Origin of the sequence: Flavobacterium glycines, assembly GCF_900100165.1 — a bacterium.
In the GTDB taxonomy this organism is placed as follows: Bacteria; Bacteroidota; Bacteroidia; order Flavobacteriales; family Flavobacteriaceae; genus Flavobacterium; species Flavobacterium glycines.
Map to the genome: position 1 here is coordinate 98,291 of NZ_FNEO01000002.1, position 18,658 is coordinate 116,948.

The following is an 18,658-nucleotide window of genomic DNA, read 5'->3' on the forward strand; positions in this document are numbered from 1 at the left end:
GAAATTGGTAATGAAATTTAGTTCTTTTTACATTTAATTATTTTTTGAAGGTTCATAATTTTAATACTCATAATTTTTAATCATTAATTTTATCATAATGATGATAATAGCATTACAATATTATAGATTAAAAAAAAAGCAGTCTATAACCTATGATTCAAACAGTATAACTTATCGACCATTTTCTAATTTTCTCTTATTTCACAGTACTTCCAAGCTTTCAAACCCAATTAGTTTTGAAGAGAATAATTTTAAAAATATTTTTTATTCGAAGGATTTTTCAGTAAAAACATCTTAAATAAATATTAAAAAAAGGCTCCGTTTTTAAGTTGAAACGGAGCCTTTTTAGCAAAATATTATGTTAAAAAATCTATTCTTCAGTAGTCTCCTCTAAGTCTTTTTGATCCTGAATATACTGTGTAGGGGTTACTTTAAAAACTTCTTTAAAGGTTTTTGTAAAATAAGCTGTAGAATTAAATCCACAATTCAAGGCTACTTCTTTTATCGAAAATTGATTGGTCAACAACATTTCGGAAGCATATTTTAAGCGAATAGTTCGGATAAAATTACTTGGATTTTGTCCTGTCAAAGAATTAATCTTTCTGTAAAACTGCGAACGTCCCATTCCTAAATTTCCAATTAAATCATCCAAAGTAAAATCGATATTACTAACATTATCTACCACTACTTTTGTAGCTTTATCTAAAAATCGTTCATCTAAAGAATTGATGGTGATTTCAGAAGAAGCCACAATACCCCCAATAGCAGCAAAACGTTCTCTTGATCTTTTTCTGGCTTCCAACAAATTATCAATTCGGGTTTTAAGTACCGCCATATTAAATGGTTTTGACAGATAAGCATCGGCTCCGGTTTGATAACCTCGAATCATGTCTTCATCCAGATTCCTGGCCGTTAACAACAAAATAGGAATATGACTGATTTCAAAATCATTTTTAAGCTGTTGACAGAGTTCAAAACCGTCCATTTTTGGCATCATGACATCACTAATAACCATATTTGGCTGATACTTTCTGATTTTTTCCAATCCTTCTACTCCGTTTGTTGCTTCTTTGACTTGATAATACTCTTTCAATTCGCTTTTAAGATGATTACGAAGCACTTTATTATCTTCTACTATTAGTAATAACGGTTTAACTTCTTTATCACTTTCGGAAGTTACCGTTTCCGGTTTCAGCTTTTCATCAGAAATTGCAATTTCATACTCTGCCGATTGGATGGCATTCATTTCCACACCTTGAGAAGTCCAGGCATTTGATGTTTTTTGTTTCACCACTGCTTTCAAATCAACAGGAAGAATAATCGAAAAAGTAGTTCCTTTTTTATACTGGCTTTCTACTGTTATTTGTCCTTTGTGCAATTCTACCAGACTCTTAGTATAATTCAACCCAATACCTGTTCCTGTTTTGCTGGAATCAGCATGAAAAAAACGTTGAAACACTTCCTTCAATTGTTTCTTTTTAAAACCAATACCTGTATCAGAAATTTGGATTTGAATCCCTTTCACCTGAGTAGTCGGACTAAAAAACAGTTTTTTATATTTTTTTTCAGACAACTGCACTTCAGATAAAGAAAGGGTAATTATTCCACCATTATCGGTAAACTTAATCGCATTGGACAACAAATTAGCCAACATTTTCTCTATTTTATCGGGATCGAATTGTCCGTAATATTCTTTTAAAGCAGATTTGAATACAAAACGGATTTGCTTCTTTTTAGCTAAATCTTCAAAAAGAGAAAAAGTATCTCTGGCAAAAGCGACAATATCCATATTAGAAAGTTCCAAACGGGACTTACCCATATCCATCTTTCTTAAATCCAAAAGCTGATCCACCAAATAAAGCAATCGCTTACTACTCTTTTGAATAATCAGAGCTGATTTTTTGACTTCTTCGGTATCGTTAAAATGAGATAAAATCTTTTCTACCGGATTTAAAATTAAAGTAAGTGGCGTTCTGAATTCGTGAGAAACATTGATAAAGAAACGCAATTTCATTTGATCCAATTCATGTTCTTTTTCTTCGTTTATCTTGTTAGTATAATAATCCAATCCAAACCACAATAAAGCAGCAAAAAGAATAACATACAAAGTATAAGCCCACCATGTTCTCCAAAAAGGAGGAAGAACCTTAACTAAAATAGTGGTTTTTTCGGCATTTTTCCATTGTCCGTCAATGGAGGCCATTACTTCAAATGTGTAACTTCCCGGAGCCAAATTAGCATAATTAGCCACTCTGTTATTATCCACATTAACATAATCATTATCCAAACCGCTCATCTTATAAGCATACTTAACCCTTTCCGGATTTTGATAATTCAAAGCAACAAAACTGAAAGAAATATAACCTTCATTGTATTTCAACTCTATTTCTTTAAGATTTGAAACTGCTTCATCAAAGAGTACCCGCCCATTTATAGTATCACCCGCATTAACTCTTTTATTAAAGATTTTAAGATCAGTAATAATAGGTTTCACTTTATCTGAATTCAACGAAATATCATTAGGGTAAAAAATATTAAATCCGTTAAGTCCTCCCACAATGATTCTGCCATCAAAGGTTTTAGCTATCGATTTACTCTGAAACTCCAATCCTTGCAACCCATCATGAACATTAAAGTTCTTAATGTTTTGGGTTCTGGGATTCAACAAAGACAATCCACTTTTAGTACTAATCCATATACTCTTATTATTGTCTTCCTGTAACCCAACAACTAAATTATTTGGAAGTCCGTTTTTAGAAGAATAAGAATGCTTTAGTTTTAAATTAATATCTAGTTCATACAATCCCATATCACTACCTACCCAGATATTTCCTTTATAATCTTCGGTAATATGATTAATACGGTTTCCTTGTATGTTTTTTATTTTTATTTCCTCAAAATTGATGCTTTTAGGAATTCTGCTTGTCAAATTATTAAGTTTCACATAACAAAGTCCCAATGAAGTTCCAACCCACAATCTGTTTTTAGAATCAACAAAAAGCGAGAAAACAAAATTACTTAGTAAACTTTTAGGCTTATTCAGAACATTCTTATACTGGTAAAATTTCTCAGTTTCGGCATCAAACAAATTCAAGCCCGAAGTTGATGTTCCCAACCACAGGCGTTTTTGATTATCTTTTGCGGCACACCAAACTGTATTTTGTCCTATTGAAAAAGGATTTCCAGGATTATTTTCATATCGTTTTACCTGACCTGATTCAGTGTTAAATCTATTAAGTCCTCCATCCCAGGTACATACCCACAAATCATTACTATCACCTTCTAACAAATACAAAATCTTGTTAGAACTTAAAGAATTTGGATTTCCGGCAATGCTTTTAAAATGAGTAAAACTTCCATTTTTATCATTAAACAAATCCAATCCACCACCATCAGTTCCAATCCAAATCCTTTGTTTACTGTCTTCTATCACCGATTGTGCAATTCTGGTACTCAAACCGTTATTACTATTGGCTTTATAAAAATGATGCCCAAAAGATGATTTAAACAAGGCCAATTTATTGATTCCTTTATTATAACTGGCAATCCAATAAATTCCTTCTTTATCTTCCAAAACCTTTGAAGGCTGATTATTAGGCAATGAAAAAGGATCATCCGGATTTTGCATCAAATGTTGAATCAAACCTTTATTTTTATCTAACAAATAAAGACCGCTTCCATCAGTAGACACCCAAACCGTACCTTTTTTATCCTGATACAAATGAAATACAGGAATATTTTGACTAACAGGAGCAATTTTTTTGAAGGTATTTTTATTAATATCAAACAAATACAGATGAGACAAATTATTCCCAATCCAAAAATGTCCGTCCTTATCTAATAAAATTTGTTTAGGTAAATGATCTAAGTATTGATTGGGTTCAAAAACAATATTAACCCTATCGAAAGTATTCGTTTTAAAATTATACCTATGTAAATTACTACCTTCGGTGCCTATCCAGGTATTTCCTTTTTTATCCTGAATAATATTAGTTACATTATTATTATCAATTGACTTTTTATCCTTGGGATTATTTGTATAACGGGTAAATTTGAGATTACTAAAAGAAGGCGTATTTGCAGAATCCAGATCAATTTTCAATAATCCGTTTTTTGTCCCTACCCAAAGTAAATTATTTTTTTTATCAAATAAAAGACTATTTATTTCTTCCTTTAAACCTAAACTTTCAATCTTATTCTTATAAAGATTGATTCGGTAAAACTTTTGCGATTTTTTATCAAAAACATTCAATCCATTACTGGTACCCACCCATAAATAACCTTTACTATCTTCTTTGATTGCATTAATACGATTATTACTAATAGAATGTATATCATTTATTACCGGACGGTAAATCTCAAATTCGTAACCATCATATTTATCCAAACCATCAATAGTACCAAACCACAAAAAACCATCACTATCCTGAAATATCTCAACACTAGTACTACTTGAAAGTCCTTTGTTAGTATCAAAATTTTCAAATTTAAGATTAGAATATTGGGCAAAACTTAAATGACTGATAAAAATTAACAACCAAATGATGATTGATTTTTTCATTAATCCTGAGGTATTTTTAGATTATAAAATAAATAATTGTGGAGAGCTCCAAATTTATAAATTAAATCTAAACAGTATAAACAAAACCTCTTTTTATTCATTATAAAAATGTTTTAAAATTTGTCTTACATATTTCATTTAGAAATATGCTAATTTCTTCAAATCCTGCATAAAATGGTTTGAAAATTGTATCGTCGAGGTCACAAACTAAAAAAGCCAAACTTTACAGTTTGGCTTTTTTTTAAGACATAAAAAAAAATTGAGTACTAACAAGAAGATTTTCTTTTAAATAGTTAGGGTTTAGTCACTTTAATATCATAAAAAGAAACTGTACTATTATCCGAGAAGATTCCCCAATTGGTATTCGAAACTTTATAAACCCTATTGGAAAGAGCAACTTCATTATTAATATATACCACAAGCATAGAATTTTCTATCACAATCTGAATATCATATAAAGTATTTGGGCTAAAAGTATACGGTACGTCATTGTACGCAACTGTATTAGTAGTTAATTGAGAACGCACTGTTTTGTCCAGACTAAATCTATTTTGCGAAGGAACAAACCTTAAACTATAAAAATTTTCATAACCGTCACATGCTCCAATCATAAAACCAAAATCTTTATTGCAATTGCTAAACGATACACTTGTGCTTATTTTATAATTAGCTAAGTTAATCGGTTCATAAATGATGTTAGTTACATCAAAATCAGCACTACTACTCAATTGATAGGACAAACCTCCTGAAAGCGGTGTTACATTACCCCATTGACTATTTTGAACCGGAGTATAATTTGTAGTTTCCATCTTGTTTTTTAAGGTATGCGGTATCGCTACAGCCAAATCTCCGTTACTTTTTTGATACAATTTATGTACAGCTAAATTTCCACCCCAACTCCATGAACCCGCATCAGTATTACCGGTTAAAATATTTGTCCAGGCAAAAATATATCTGTCAATACCATTTGTTGCCGTCTTTCCGGCATAAAACCCTTTCCCATCAAATCGGTCAGCACCCGATGGCATACTCCATGGTCCGTTTATAGAGCTGCTTTTTCTATAATATAAATTTTTGCTGTCTATATCTGAAAAAATAAGATAATAAGTACTTCCCATTTTAAATATTTCAGGAGTTTCCATCATAAAGAAATTTTGGGTTCCCCCATCGTATAGTACCCCTTGATAGCTCCAATTAAGCAAATTAATTGATGTATATTTAACAATTACACCTTTCCATATTCCACTAACATTCTTTCTTGCCGACACAAGCATAATATATTGTGATGAAGTAGTATCCCATAAAACATAAGGATCTCTAAAATTATCGTTTTCATCAAAACCCTGCCCAACAGGAGGATAAATGGTAGTAAAAGAAGTATTATAAGTGAAATTAGTATTTAGTTTTGTTGAAGTTGCCAACATAATTCCTTCTTTTTTAGTAACACAAGAAGAGGGATAATTTGGATTATGCCCGGTATAAAAAGCGTAATATTTGCTTCCGCTCTTAATTATATTTCCAGTACCCAGAGCAAAATTTTGAGAACATCCATCGGTATTACAACTCAAAATTTCACCCGATGAAAGTTCTGAATAAGAATAAAAATCAGTAGTCTTAAATCCATACCAAGGATGTCTTTTATTAATTGCATCATTCCAAATATCTTTTAAATAATAAACATAAAAAGAACTGGTTGCAGTATCATAATAAGGCATAACATCACCTATACGACTGCCGTCGGATACCATTCTGTAAATACTGTAATCTGTTTGTTCCGCCTGAGCGTCACAGGAAAGTAAGGAAGCTGTTGCTGTTAATAAAGCTGTTTCAACATCCTTTGAAGAGTCTTTTAAAGATTCGGAACTACATCCATTTAACACTGTAGTCATAACAACTAAAGTGATAACTTTTGAGAATAAATAAGTAATTTTCATATAATTAATTGGTTTTGGTTACTGGTTAGATAATTAAAATGAAATTGAAAAACGACAAATAACTATTTATTTCATAACAAATATGAAACTCATTGTCATAGAGTAAAAAGGAATAGACTTCTAACCCAGAATAGTAAATTAAACGAACAAAGTGTACTATACTTTTTGGGGAAGTTTTTTATTAGAATAAAGAGCAGTTATTTTTTTCAGAATAAATTTCTGAAGGAATACTCTATTGTTTAAAGCTGCTTTTAAACAACTCATGAAGGACGGAAAATATAAAAGATAAGAGCCCGTAAACACGGGCTCTTGAATAACAAATTATACTTTTATATTTGACATTAATTTTTCTATTGCTGAAAATGAAATAGCCGGATTAGCCCCCGGAGCAGCTGCTACTAAAGCTCCAACAGCACAAGAGAAATCAATAGCCATTTGAGGCAAGCTGTCTGTTAATAAAGAAGCAATTAATGTTGCCAAAAAAGAATCTCCTGCACCTACTGTATCTGAAACTTCAACAGGATAACCTCCATTTTCATAAAGTTCCCCTTCCCACAACAATAAAGCACCGTGTTTGCCTCTGGTAACACACATGGCATTGGTATTAGTTTTCTCGGCTATAAAATGAATATTTTCTTCTAAACCTTTAAAAGGAGAATTCATTGCCATAGCTATTTCTAACAATTCTTCATCATTAAATTTGATAAAATTAGCCGAATACATTAACTCTTCAAGTAGATCATAAGTATAATGCGGTTTTCTTAAATTCACATCAAATACTTTATATAACTGCATTTGCAATAATTCATTCAGGGCTTGTCTGGAAACCTGATCTCTACAAATTAAACTTCCATAAATTAACACATCAGCTTGGGAAACTAAATTTCTGGCTAAATCAGTTAAAACAATTTTATCCCAGGCCGATGGATAAGCAATCTCATAGCTTGCGGAACCACGCTCATTTAATGTCACATTTACCAATCCGGTTGGGAATTCTTCCGATTTAATAATTGCATCAGTATCAAGACCCAGATTTTTAATTTGATTTATAATTAAGTCGCCATCCTTATCACTTCCAACACAACTAATCATAGCTACATCACAATCTAAAGTTTTCAAGCGTAAAGCAACATTCAAAGGAGCTCCTCCTATCTTTTTCTCATTTCCAAAAACATCCCAAAGTACTTCGCCAAAAGCTACAACCTTTAATTTCTTTTCATCATTCATTTTAATCTTTTTTATAATTTTTTATTCAGGTTGCATGACCTGAAGTTGTGAAACAGTACAATTTTGTCCTTCAGCTAAAATTCCCCAATTATACTTTTCTCTTCCATAAATTCGATTAGTTAAGGCTACTTTTCCGTTGATATACAGTACAACTACACTTCCTTCTGTAATTATTTCAACATTATATTTCGTATTAGTTTGCAAATCAAAAGGTATTCTCGTTGTTTCTTGAGATGCAGAATTGTATCCGATAATTGCATCATGAACAACGTCTAAAACCGTTTTATAATAACTTCCCGTACTATTAGTATGAAAAACAAATCCTGAAATTCCACTTGAACTTGTTAATGTTACTTCGGCACTTATTTTAGCTCTTTTACCAATAGGATTAAAAGTCACCATTGCTTTATTGGTTGACCCTGATAAAACATAGGTACCATTATTACTACTTACTCCTTCTGATGATGCATTGACTGCTATATTAGCATTCTTAACAAATAAGTTTTGTACAGTATTTGGCGCTTGCGTTCCTAATGTTCCATCCGAATTTTGAACCAATTGATGAATAACCATATTCCCTGCCCAATCTTTATTTCCTAAATCAGTTTCAGGTGTTTTTCTGGCATTCCAACCAAAGACATATCTTTTATTTCCATCGGAAGCCGTTTTTCCTGCATAAAAATATTCACCATCAATTCGGTCATTTTGCGGAGTTATCCAAGGGCCATTAAGTGTTGTTGCCATTCTGTAATGCGTTCCTTTGCTTCCACTCCAGTTTTCTGAAAAAAACAAATACCAATAATTACCCATTTTAAAAACATCAGCACATTCCATCATCAAATAATTTTCTTGTGAAGTTGTTGTGTAAATTGGAGCCTGAACAGTCCAATTCCCTGAAGCAGGATTAGTACTTGTATAATGTAATAATACCGCTTTTCTTCCCGGTTCTGTTTGAGTACTTACTAACATTGAATACTTATTCAATTCTTCATTATAAAACACATGTGGATCTCTAAAATCATAATTATAATATCCTGCAGGTGCAGTTATTTTAAATGAAGGCACTTTAGTCCAATTTTTTAAATCTGTACTTGTAGCACACAAAACACTTTCTCTTGGATTAGATTCTAAAAAGGCTGCAATTCCATTATGACCTGTATAATAAAAATAATATACATTTTCTACTTTAACAACCGAACCTGTTCCTATTCCAAAATCGGCTTCATTAGTTGTTCCATAAGGAATCATTTGTCCATTATAGGTAAAATGTGCCAAATCATTAGTTTGGTATTCATGAATATCATGAAATCCTTTTCCGGCAGGCTTGTTTTGGGCATCATGCAGGAAATAAATATGGAATTTTCCATTATCAAAAAAAGGCATAATATCTCCGGTATATCCGGCACTGTAATAAGGATCCTTTCCCCCCATCCATTGGGATGGAGGAATTGGATAAATACTGGTTATTGAGGATTCGCCTCCTGAAATGGAACCACCAATGTAAGTATCTTCATTTTGACTGCATGAGAGCAGCGAAAAGAATATTGATGAGCCCAAAATTATGTTTTTAATTTTCATCTGTTTTTATTTTAGTTATTTAATGCTAAATAATGGATACTGTTTTGAGTTAATAATTTTATGTTAGTTATAAACTCATTTGCCTGACTTGGAGTACCATTACTTTCTTCGTTATACCAATCATAAGCACCCATTGAGATCACTACTACATTTTTATTAGCATTATTATTTGGCCATTCTGCAATTGTTACACGACCGTTTAAATTATCATCCCAACCTTCACTGGCTAAATTTGTACCACCTGTTTGATCTCTCCATCCTGCACCATTAACATATCCTCCCCATTCCGGTAAAAACCACCAGGCAGTATGATTTAATCTGTAGGTGCCACTTTGAAGTAAATAGGCTTTTCCTGTTTCATAAGTAGTAAGACCATTAAAAATAGGATGTGATTCATGACCTCTAAATGACATTCCCCATGAATTTCCGTCAACCCAACCTGCAGGTAAGAAATCTCCAAAAACATTATTTGGTCCTTTACCTGATGGTACAATACCCAAGGCGTCAACATATTGTGAAGCAAATGAAGTTAATAATAAATTACCTCCATTAGATCGGAATGTTTGTAAGGCTTGTGTAACTGCCGGTTTATAAGCAACTGTAGGCAAATTTGTAGCTGAGTCAAAATGCCACCAAATCACATCAATACCTGCTAATGAAGTGCCATTTACAATATCATCAAAAGAAATATATCGGGCTCCGCCAAAAGTATCAAAAAGCCAATTGGCTGCTGTTATTTCGTCCATATTAGTCAAAGCGGCTCTTGTTGAAGCTGTTCCTAAAAATGCGACTACCAAACCTTGTACCGGTACACCTACATGAGCTGTATAATTAACGCTTTTGCCTTTAGCAGTAATAACAAAGTTAACCGGATTAGAAAAATCAATTGTTGCTCCTGAAGTTGGAGAAATACTAACCCCTGTAGTCGTTTCAATAACAGGTTTTAAATTAGTTAAATTAGTTCCTTCCGGTAAAGTAAGTGTAATTGTTTTAGCTACATCATTGATAACCGCCGCTAGATTGTTAATTGTAAAAGTTTTAATTGGGCTTAATATGGTAGTTTTTATTGTGTAATCTTTAAAAAGATTACCATTTACAACTCTAAATTTGATGGTATTTCTAAAATCCATCGCCTCTGAAAAATCAATATTGGCAGTTGCACCTTCTTCTAAAACCACTTCCGGGATTACAGAAGTTACATCTGAACCATAAGGCATTACCAAATTAATTTCTCCTGTATTCTGACTTATCGTTGCTTCAACGCCATTAACTGTTAAAGAAGCAACATTTGAAGGATTATCAATATCTAATCCGTTATCGACAAAATTATCTTCGCAAGAAGTTAGACTTAACAGCATTATTAAAAATACTGTCAAGAGATATCCAATTTTATTTAGTGTTATTTTCATCTTTTCTGAATATTTAAATTAATAACCTGGGTTTTGTTTGTATAAACCTTGACTAAAGTTAATCTGAGCTAATGGGATAGGACAATATTCTTCTTTTTCAGCATCAAAATGCGCATCGTTATAATAACTTCGTTTTGATTTTTCGCCATCATAAAAAGTATTCATCACATCCTTAGTAACTCCCCAGCGTACTAAATCAAAAAAGCGGCTTCCTTCCATAGCAAATTCCAATCTTCTTTCAAATCGCAATGCTTTTCTGGCATAAGCCTGAGTCCAATTACAGTTTACACCATCTACATAAGGGTTTATTTTGAAATTAGTAACATAAGTTAATCTGCCGGTACTTTGAGCTGCTCTGTTACGAACCTCATTAATTAAAGGAAGAGCGTCAGCTTGCTGTCCTAATTCTATCAATGCTTCAGCTCGGAACAAAAGAACATCTGCATATCTAATTTGAATTCTGTTTTTTGAATTTCCGTAAAAAGGATCAATATTTACCACACAACTACAACTAGGAGCCACATTTTCTTTTAGCGAGGCATAATAACCATAAGTACCCGGATTACGAACCCATGCTTCAACATATAAATATTCAGGATCGTATTTATATGGCAGTCCCGGCATAGCTACTGTATGGTATAATCTTGGATCTACTGTATTTGCACCTATATTTTTATAATCAAAATCTTGATTATTGAATGTATCAAATTCAGGTAAACCATTAGCTCCTGTTTTAAAAGCATTTACTAAATTCTGACTTGGTTTATGGAAATCACAACAACCTAATCCCTGAGGTGTGGAAAGCACATCAGAAAAGTTTAATCTTCCGTATAAAGTACCGTCATTATCCGAAAATTGGATTGCAAAAAGAGATTCCGGTCCGTTTTCATACGATCCCGGTAAAAAGTTATTAGCAAAATCGCCTTCCAGGCTTGCTTTTCCGATTACTTTGTCGGTAGCATCTAAAACCTGTTGCAAATGTTGTGTATTAATTCCGGTAACATTGTATTTTTCATCCTGTGTATAAGCCTGATACAATCTGGTTTTGGCCAAATAAGCATAAGCTGCTTTTTTGGTAGCTCTACCTACTTGAGATTGTGTTTCCGGTAATACGGCTGCAGCTGCTTCAAAATCTTCAGCAATCTTTTCCCAAAGCGCCTCATTAGAAAGGGTATTATTCGCTATTAGTTTATAATCTTCAACCGGAATATCTTCAGTAATATAAGGAACATTTCTGAACATTATTTTCAACATGAAATAGAAATGACCACGAAGAAAACGCATTTCGGCAATTCTTTTTTTCTTCAAAGGATAATCACTTTCGTTGATTAATTCTAAAGCTTTCAGGGCTTTGTTTACTCTGGAAACACCTACATAACTGATGTACCAAAAGGAATCTAACTCGCCAAAATCCGGACGAATGTTATTAGACACTTCAAAAAAGTGAAAATCCTGTATGTCATTGGTCCCACTACCACCTTTGTAAGCATCATCGGAACGTACATTTCCGAAAGGCCATAAACTGTAAGGAGAATCATAATGATCATTTCCTAATTGCGCGTAAGCTGCGTTCATAAAACCTTCAATTGATTGAGGAGTTACCACATCATCTTCAGATAAAACTCCTCTGGGATTATTATCCAAAAAATCGGTACAGGACGAGCTAATAAATAATGCTATAAAACTCGCTATATATACTATTTTTTTCATTTTGCTATTTTTTTAATTAGATTATAAAGTGAGATTAAGTCCTACAGTAAAAGTGGTTGGTTGTGGATAACCAAATCCGGCATTTTCCGGATCAACTCCCGTGAATGATTTTGCATCCAGAATGAATAAATTTTGTCCACTCACATAAAATCTAAAGCTGTTCATTTTCATTTTTTTCAAAAAATCTTTAGAAAGACTATATCCTAGTTGCAGTACACGTAGTTTTAAATAACTTCCGTTTTCAACATAATAGGTAGAAAATCTTGATTCGGCATTTTTGTCAATTGTAGTCAATGCCGGAATAGTAGAATTAGGATTATCTAATGACCAGGCGTTTAATAAACGCGTTCCTTTGTTAGACCCCACATCATCCACACTCCAAAAATCAGTTTGATATTTTGTTCGGTTTATTACATCTACATTTCCGGTTCCTTCCCAAAATGTTGTCAAATCAAAGTTTTTATAACCTAAACCAAGATTAAATCCGTATTGGAATCCGGGATTAGGGTTCCCAATCCAGGTTCTGTCTTTATCTGTTATAGCTCCATCACCATTTAAATCAACATATCTTATACGTCCTAAGCCTTTTCCTTCCTGAACCGGAGCATTATCAACTTCATCCTGTGATTTAAACAAACCATTGGTAACATATCCATACATGGAATTAATTGGTCTTCCTAAAATATTGTCATTCAAACCATTTCCTCCATAGTTGTTTTTTACCTCATCAGGTAGTTTTGTGATTTTATTTCTATTGGCAGATAAATTTGCCGAAACATCATATTTTAAACCAAATGAAGTTTCGTCGTGATAAGCTAAAGAGAATTCCCATCCTTTGTTTTCCATAGCGGCACCATTTACCCAACGATTTCCTCCTTCTCCAATAACTCCTAAATAAGGAGGTAATACTAAAATATCTTTCGTTTGTTTATTGTAATAATCAATAGATCCACTTAGTTTTTGATTGAAAAAACCAAAATCCAAACCAATATTCGTTTGCGTAGTGGTTTCCCATTTTAAGTCGTCGTTTCCGGATTGCGTTGCAATAAATCCGGATGGAAGTAGTCCATTTCCATTTCCTGCAATATCGTAAGCCGTTCCAAAAGAAGTCGCCCAGGTAGGGCTTCCGCCGGCATAACTGGCTAAATAAAGAGAGTAAACGGCTGTGTTACTAATTTCCTGATTTCCGGTTTGTCCCCATCCGGCACGTAATTTTAAATCAGAAATAAAAGCTGCTTTGTCTTTTATAAAGGCTTCATTACTGATTCTCCATCCGGCTGAAACTGCCGGAAATGTCCCAAACTGATTGTTTTTTCCAAATCGGGAAGAACCATCTCGTCTTATTGTACCTGATAACAAAAAGCGATTGTCAAATTCGTAATCGATTTTTCCAAAATAAGAAAGTAAAGAATAGCTTGTTGATGAACCGCTGGTAAAAGATTCCCCTGTTCCCGCATCAGGATACATATAGTCAGGAGTTTCGATTAAAAAGTCATTTTTTCTTAAAGTATTGGTATCAAAAACATCTTTGTACATTTCTGTACCCGCTAATAGATTTAATTTGTGTTTCCCAAATTCTACATTATACAAGGCAGTATTGGTCCAGGTCCATTTGTCACTAACTGACTGATCAATCGTAACCGAATTTTGGTCATTTTGTAAATAACCCGAAACATAACTGCGTTGCAAATTTCTTTTTTTGTAAAAACCGTAATCAACTCCAAAACTGGTTTTGACATGTAGATTTTTAATAATTTCCAAATCTGCATAAGCATTTCCGAATAAACGTAAGTAATCGTATTTGTTGTCTTTGTTGTATTCTAATAAACGAACCGGATTTTGTCTGTCGTTCATTCCTCCTACCGGCCCTCCCCAACCTTTACCGTCCACAGTTCGTACCGGAATTAAAGGCAAAGCACGTAAAGCCGGATCAAGAACTCCCGGATCACTTACCTCATTGGTACGGTTCAAAGTAAAGTTCTCACCAATAACCAGTTTTCCGTCAAAATATTTATAAGAACTGTTCATTCTGGCAGAAATTCTTTCAAAATCGGTTGTTTTTACAACTCCCTGATTGTTGTAATAACCTAAAGAAAATAAATAACTTCCTTTATCCGAAGCATTTGAAGCAGCCAAATCATAAGATTGTGCAATACCTGTTCTGGAAATTTTATCATACCAGTTGGTATTCGCTGATTTTAAAGTTTGATTGACATCTAAATATTCAGGAACCAGAATTTTATTTAATTGCGGCTTGTTGTTCGCCACTTCCCAGTCAAACTGATAACTTAAATTGTTACTGTTTGGGTTCAAACCATCGTTAATATTAGCCTGCCATAAAGCTTTTCCGTATTGTTCTACGTTTAAAACGCTCAATCTTCTGCTGTAAGATGATAATGCCGTATAATGACTAAAATCAATTTTCATATTACCTGCTTTTCCTTTTTTAGTGGTAATAATAATCACCCCGTTTGAAGCACGCGAACCATAAATACTGGCTGAAGAAGCATCTTTTAAAACCTGAATCGACTCAATATCATTAGGATTTAATTCATGCATTCCTGATTTTGTAGGCATCCCATCAATTACTAATAAAGGAGAAGTATTATTAAGTGTTCCTACCCCTCTAATCACAATATTAGTATTTGAACCACTTGGAGAACCATCTGAAGTAACTTTTACCCCAGCTAATCGTCCTTGTAATCCTTTTAATGGATTAGGTTCCGGTTGTTTGGATAATTCTTTCATATCCACTACACTCACCGCTCCGGTAATATCTGTTTTCTTTTGTTTAGAATATCCGGTAACTACAATTTCGGTTAATTGATTACTCTCAGACAGTAAGCTTATTTTAAAGTTTTTTTGTCCTTTTATTAAAACAGACTGAGAAGTATATCCCACATAAGAAACGATTAAAGTTCCATTAGAAGCGACATCTGCAAATGCAAAATTTCCATCAATATCAGTACTGACACTTTTATTTGTACCTGAAATTAATACCGTTGCACCCGGTAATGGCAATCCGTCTTCAGATGAAATTACAGTCCCTTTGATTCCTGTTTCCTGTGCCTGAAGAATAGACATCGAAAACAGAAAACATAAAAAATAAATAAATTTACATTTCATTGGTTAGTTGTTTTTAGTTAATATTTAGTTGGTTAATTTTTAGTTTTTTTACATTGAGTTCTCCTTTGGACACCAGATCCAATTGAGTAAAAGGACTGCTATTAAAAAAGATTTCAGTCATGACCTTTTCACCATTATTAAAGAAAATTTCGATAGATGTTTTGTCCAGAATAATTTTGAATGTTCCTTCCAAAAAAGTTTGATCTAAATTTGCTTTGGTTATTGGCATAGAAAACTTGTCTGAAAAATTGTTTTTTCCCGATTTTGAACGGTCAACAAACAAATAATTCTCTGCATTATTGATTCCAAAGGACAAAGTTTCTCCTTCTTTGTTAGACAAAACAAAAGTGTAGGTTTCGGCTTCTAAATCTTTTAAATTCAAATTGACAACTGCTTTTGTCAGGTCAATTTTATTAGCTTCTGAGAGTGTTATTTTTTCTCTGGCTGTTATTTTTTTCTTTGTAAACGACTTGGCAGTATAATTTTCTAATTCACTAACCGGAGCGCTTATCAAACTATAATTATTCTCTTTTTTAACTAATTTCAATTCACGGGCAATAGTCGTACTTCCTCTCCATTGATTAGTAGGAACTTCTTGTGCGTAATCCCAGTTTGACATCCATCCGATGATGACTCTTTTGTTATCAGGGACATTATCAAAAGATACACTGGCATAATTATCCCTTCCCATATCCAGCCAGGCCACTTTTTCTTTCTGTAGTTGTTTTGTAAAAAGTGTATCCATTTTAAATGTCTTACCATCAAAATCGCCTACAAAATATTGTGCTGCCGAACCACCATTCGGACCACCCGGATTGATGTTAACAATAAGAACCCATTTTTCTTCATTAGTCCCTTCTACTTTTATTGGGAAAAGATCAGGACATTCCCAAACACCTCCATGTCCGCCAACATCTTTACCAAATTCGGAGAGAAATACCCAGTCTTTAAGATTTTTAGAGGCATAAAAATGCTGTCTGTCCTGTGCCGCTACCCCCATTACCCATTGTTTTCTTTTAGCATCCCAGAATACTTTCGGATCTCTGAAATCTTTTATTCCCGGATTTTTTAATACAGGATTATTACTGTATTTAGTCCAGGTTTTACCGTTGTCCAATGAATAAGCTATAGCCTGAGACTGAGCATCAATTTCACCTGCTTTCTCCTTTTTCATATCATGGTAAGTAAAAATTGCTACCACCGGTATATTCTTACCATCCCCAAATCCCGATGTATTATCCTTATCCACAACAGCGCTTCCGGAAAATATCGCGCCTTTCTCATCATAGGCAATTGCAGGAGTAAGTTCCTGCCATTTTATAAGATCTTTACTTATTGCATGCCCCCAATGCATCTTACTAAAATCGGGCACACTTTGAAATGGTGTATGCTGGAAAAACAAATGATAAGTACTATTGAGATAAAACATTCCGTTTGGATCATTCATCCATCCTTTTTTAGGTGTAAAATGAGAATTAGGGCGATACATTTGTTCTTCAGCAGAAATTGTTACAACTGGTGACTTTTGCATCATAATCGAAGAATTTTTACAACTTGCCAACGCAAGAAACAGGATACTACAAGATATCGGCAATAGATGTTTTTTTGATTTCATTTTTATCAATATTTTTATTAGTCAAATTTTCACTCAATGTTTCTAAAGAAATTCCTTTGGTTTCCGGCATTAAAAACATTACAAACAACAATTGTAAAACCATCATTAAAGTAAAAATCAAAAACACTACTGATGGACCAATTTCTGAAAACAACATTGGTATTAAAGAAGGAATTATTGCGGCTAAAACCCAGTGAACAGAACTTCCAAATGCCTGTCCTGCTGCACGAATATGATTTGGAAAAATCTCTGAAATAAAAACCCAGATAACTGCTCCCTGACCAATAGCATGAGAAGCTATAAACAAGAAAAGAAAAACCGGTACCGATAAACCACCCCAATTAAAATAGAAAGATGCAGAAACCAATCCTAACGAAATAATATAGCCCAGAGAACCAATATACATCAATACTTTTCTTCCTAATTTGTCAATTAAAGAAACACCTACTAAAGTAAAAATGAGATTAGTAATACCTATTCCTATGCTACTCAATAGTGCGGTATTTTGTCCCAAACCTGCTTCTTCAAAAATTCTGGGAGCATAATATAAAAAAGCATTAATACCGGAGAACTGATTAAAAAAGGCCATTAAAAAAGCCAGCATTAACGGAAAACGATATTTTTTCATGAAAATATTTTCATGCTTTGTTACCCCGTTTTCTCTTGAATCATCTATCAAATCTTCAATACTTGCTAAAGGATCAATTTCAAATAAAACTTTACCAGCTTCGGTATCACGATTTCTGGACAATAGCCATCTTGGACTTTCCGGAATTGTTATAATAAAAAGTATATAAATCAATGATGGTATAGCCTGTACACCGATCATCCATCGCCAGGCATTTTCTCCAATATCTTTTAAAAAATAATTGGATATAAAAGCAATCAAAATCCCTAAAACAATATTGAATTGGTACAAAGCAACCAATCGCCCACGCTTATCAGCCGGAGCAATTTCTGAAACATAAGCCGGAGCAGCAATTGTAGAAGCTCCTACTCCTAAACCTCCAATAAATCTAAATGCGGCAAATACATAAGGATCATTTGCGAAAGCGGCTCCAATGGCTGAAACAAAATATAAAATACCTATCCAAAACAGTGTTTTTTTACGGCCTAACTTATTAGTGGGAATAGCTCCAAAAATAGCTCCTATAACAGTGCCCCAAAGTGCCATTGCCATAACAATCAAACCATGAAATGCATCCGAAGAATGCCAAAGAAGCTGTAATTGTTTATCAGCTCCAGAAATAACAACGGTATCAAAACCGAATAAAAAACCTGCCAGGGCAGCAGTAACAGACCAAAGTAATATCTTATTCATTGTACATGTATTAAAAACGCATTGCTAAGATATTCGCAAAAAAAGCAACTTATTTTTGATGATGTTACAATTAAATTCGAAGATTAACTCTTGTTTGACTGTTTCACTCCTAAGCCTTTGTTTTCAAAGGATTAATATTTTTTAATTATAATTATGTAACCCTGATAGTTTCGATTA

The 18,658-nt window shown here is 33.4% G+C and carries 9 protein-coding genes; all 9 read right to left on the minus strand.

Annotated features, from left to right (window positions below):
* Window positions 1-370 precede the first annotated feature (370 nt).
* A complete protein-coding gene (locus BLR17_RS08945; RefSeq protein ID WP_066329852.1) occupies window positions 371-4,561 on the minus strand; it encodes a hybrid sensor histidine kinase/response regulator transcription factor in 4,191 nt (1,396 codons plus the stop codon).
* A 293-nt stretch (window positions 4,562-4,854) separates the two neighbouring features.
* A complete protein-coding gene (locus BLR17_RS08950) occupies window positions 4,855-6,495 on the minus strand; it encodes a glycoside hydrolase family 32 protein (protein WP_066329850.1) in 1,641 nt (546 codons plus the stop codon).
* 321 nt (window positions 6,496-6,816) lie between these two features.
* Window positions 6,817-7,722 carry a carbohydrate kinase family protein gene (locus BLR17_RS08955; protein ID WP_066329848.1) on the minus strand — a complete coding sequence of 302 codons (906 nt, stop codon included), beginning with the start codon at window positions 7,720-7,722 and terminating at the stop codon, window positions 6,817-6,819.
* Between the two features lie 21 nt (window positions 7,723-7,743).
* Window positions 7,744-9,300, minus strand: coding sequence for a glycoside hydrolase family 32 protein (locus BLR17_RS08960; RefSeq protein ID WP_066329847.1), 1,557 nt, complete (start codon window positions 9,298-9,300; stop codon window positions 7,744-7,746).
* An 11-nt stretch (window positions 9,301-9,311) separates the two neighbouring features.
* Complete coding sequence (locus BLR17_RS08965; RefSeq protein WP_083189566.1) at window positions 9,312-10,709, minus strand: DUF4960 domain-containing protein; 1,398 nt, start codon at window positions 10,707-10,709, stop codon at window positions 9,312-9,314.
* Window positions 10,710-10,727: 18 nt separating this feature from the next.
* Window positions 10,728-12,419 (minus strand): RagB/SusD family nutrient uptake outer membrane protein, encoded by a 1,692-nt coding sequence (locus tag BLR17_RS08970; protein WP_066329844.1) that lies wholly within the window; start codon window positions 12,417-12,419, stop codon window positions 10,728-10,730.
* 21 nt (window positions 12,420-12,440) lie between these two features.
* Window positions 12,441-15,545, minus strand: coding sequence for a SusC/RagA family TonB-linked outer membrane protein (locus tag BLR17_RS08975; protein WP_066329842.1), 3,105 nt, complete (start codon window positions 15,543-15,545; stop codon window positions 12,441-12,443).
* A gap of 13 nt (window positions 15,546-15,558) precedes the next feature.
* Window positions 15,559-17,079 (minus strand): glycoside hydrolase family 32 protein, encoded by a 1,521-nt coding sequence (locus BLR17_RS08980; protein ID WP_245683130.1) that lies wholly within the window; start codon window positions 17,077-17,079, stop codon window positions 15,559-15,561.
* A 43-nt stretch (window positions 17,080-17,122) separates the two neighbouring features.
* Complete coding sequence (locus BLR17_RS08985) at window positions 17,123-18,481, minus strand: sugar porter family MFS transporter (RefSeq protein WP_066329840.1); 1,359 nt, start codon at window positions 18,479-18,481, stop codon at window positions 17,123-17,125.
* Window positions 18,482-18,658 lie beyond the last annotated feature (177 nt).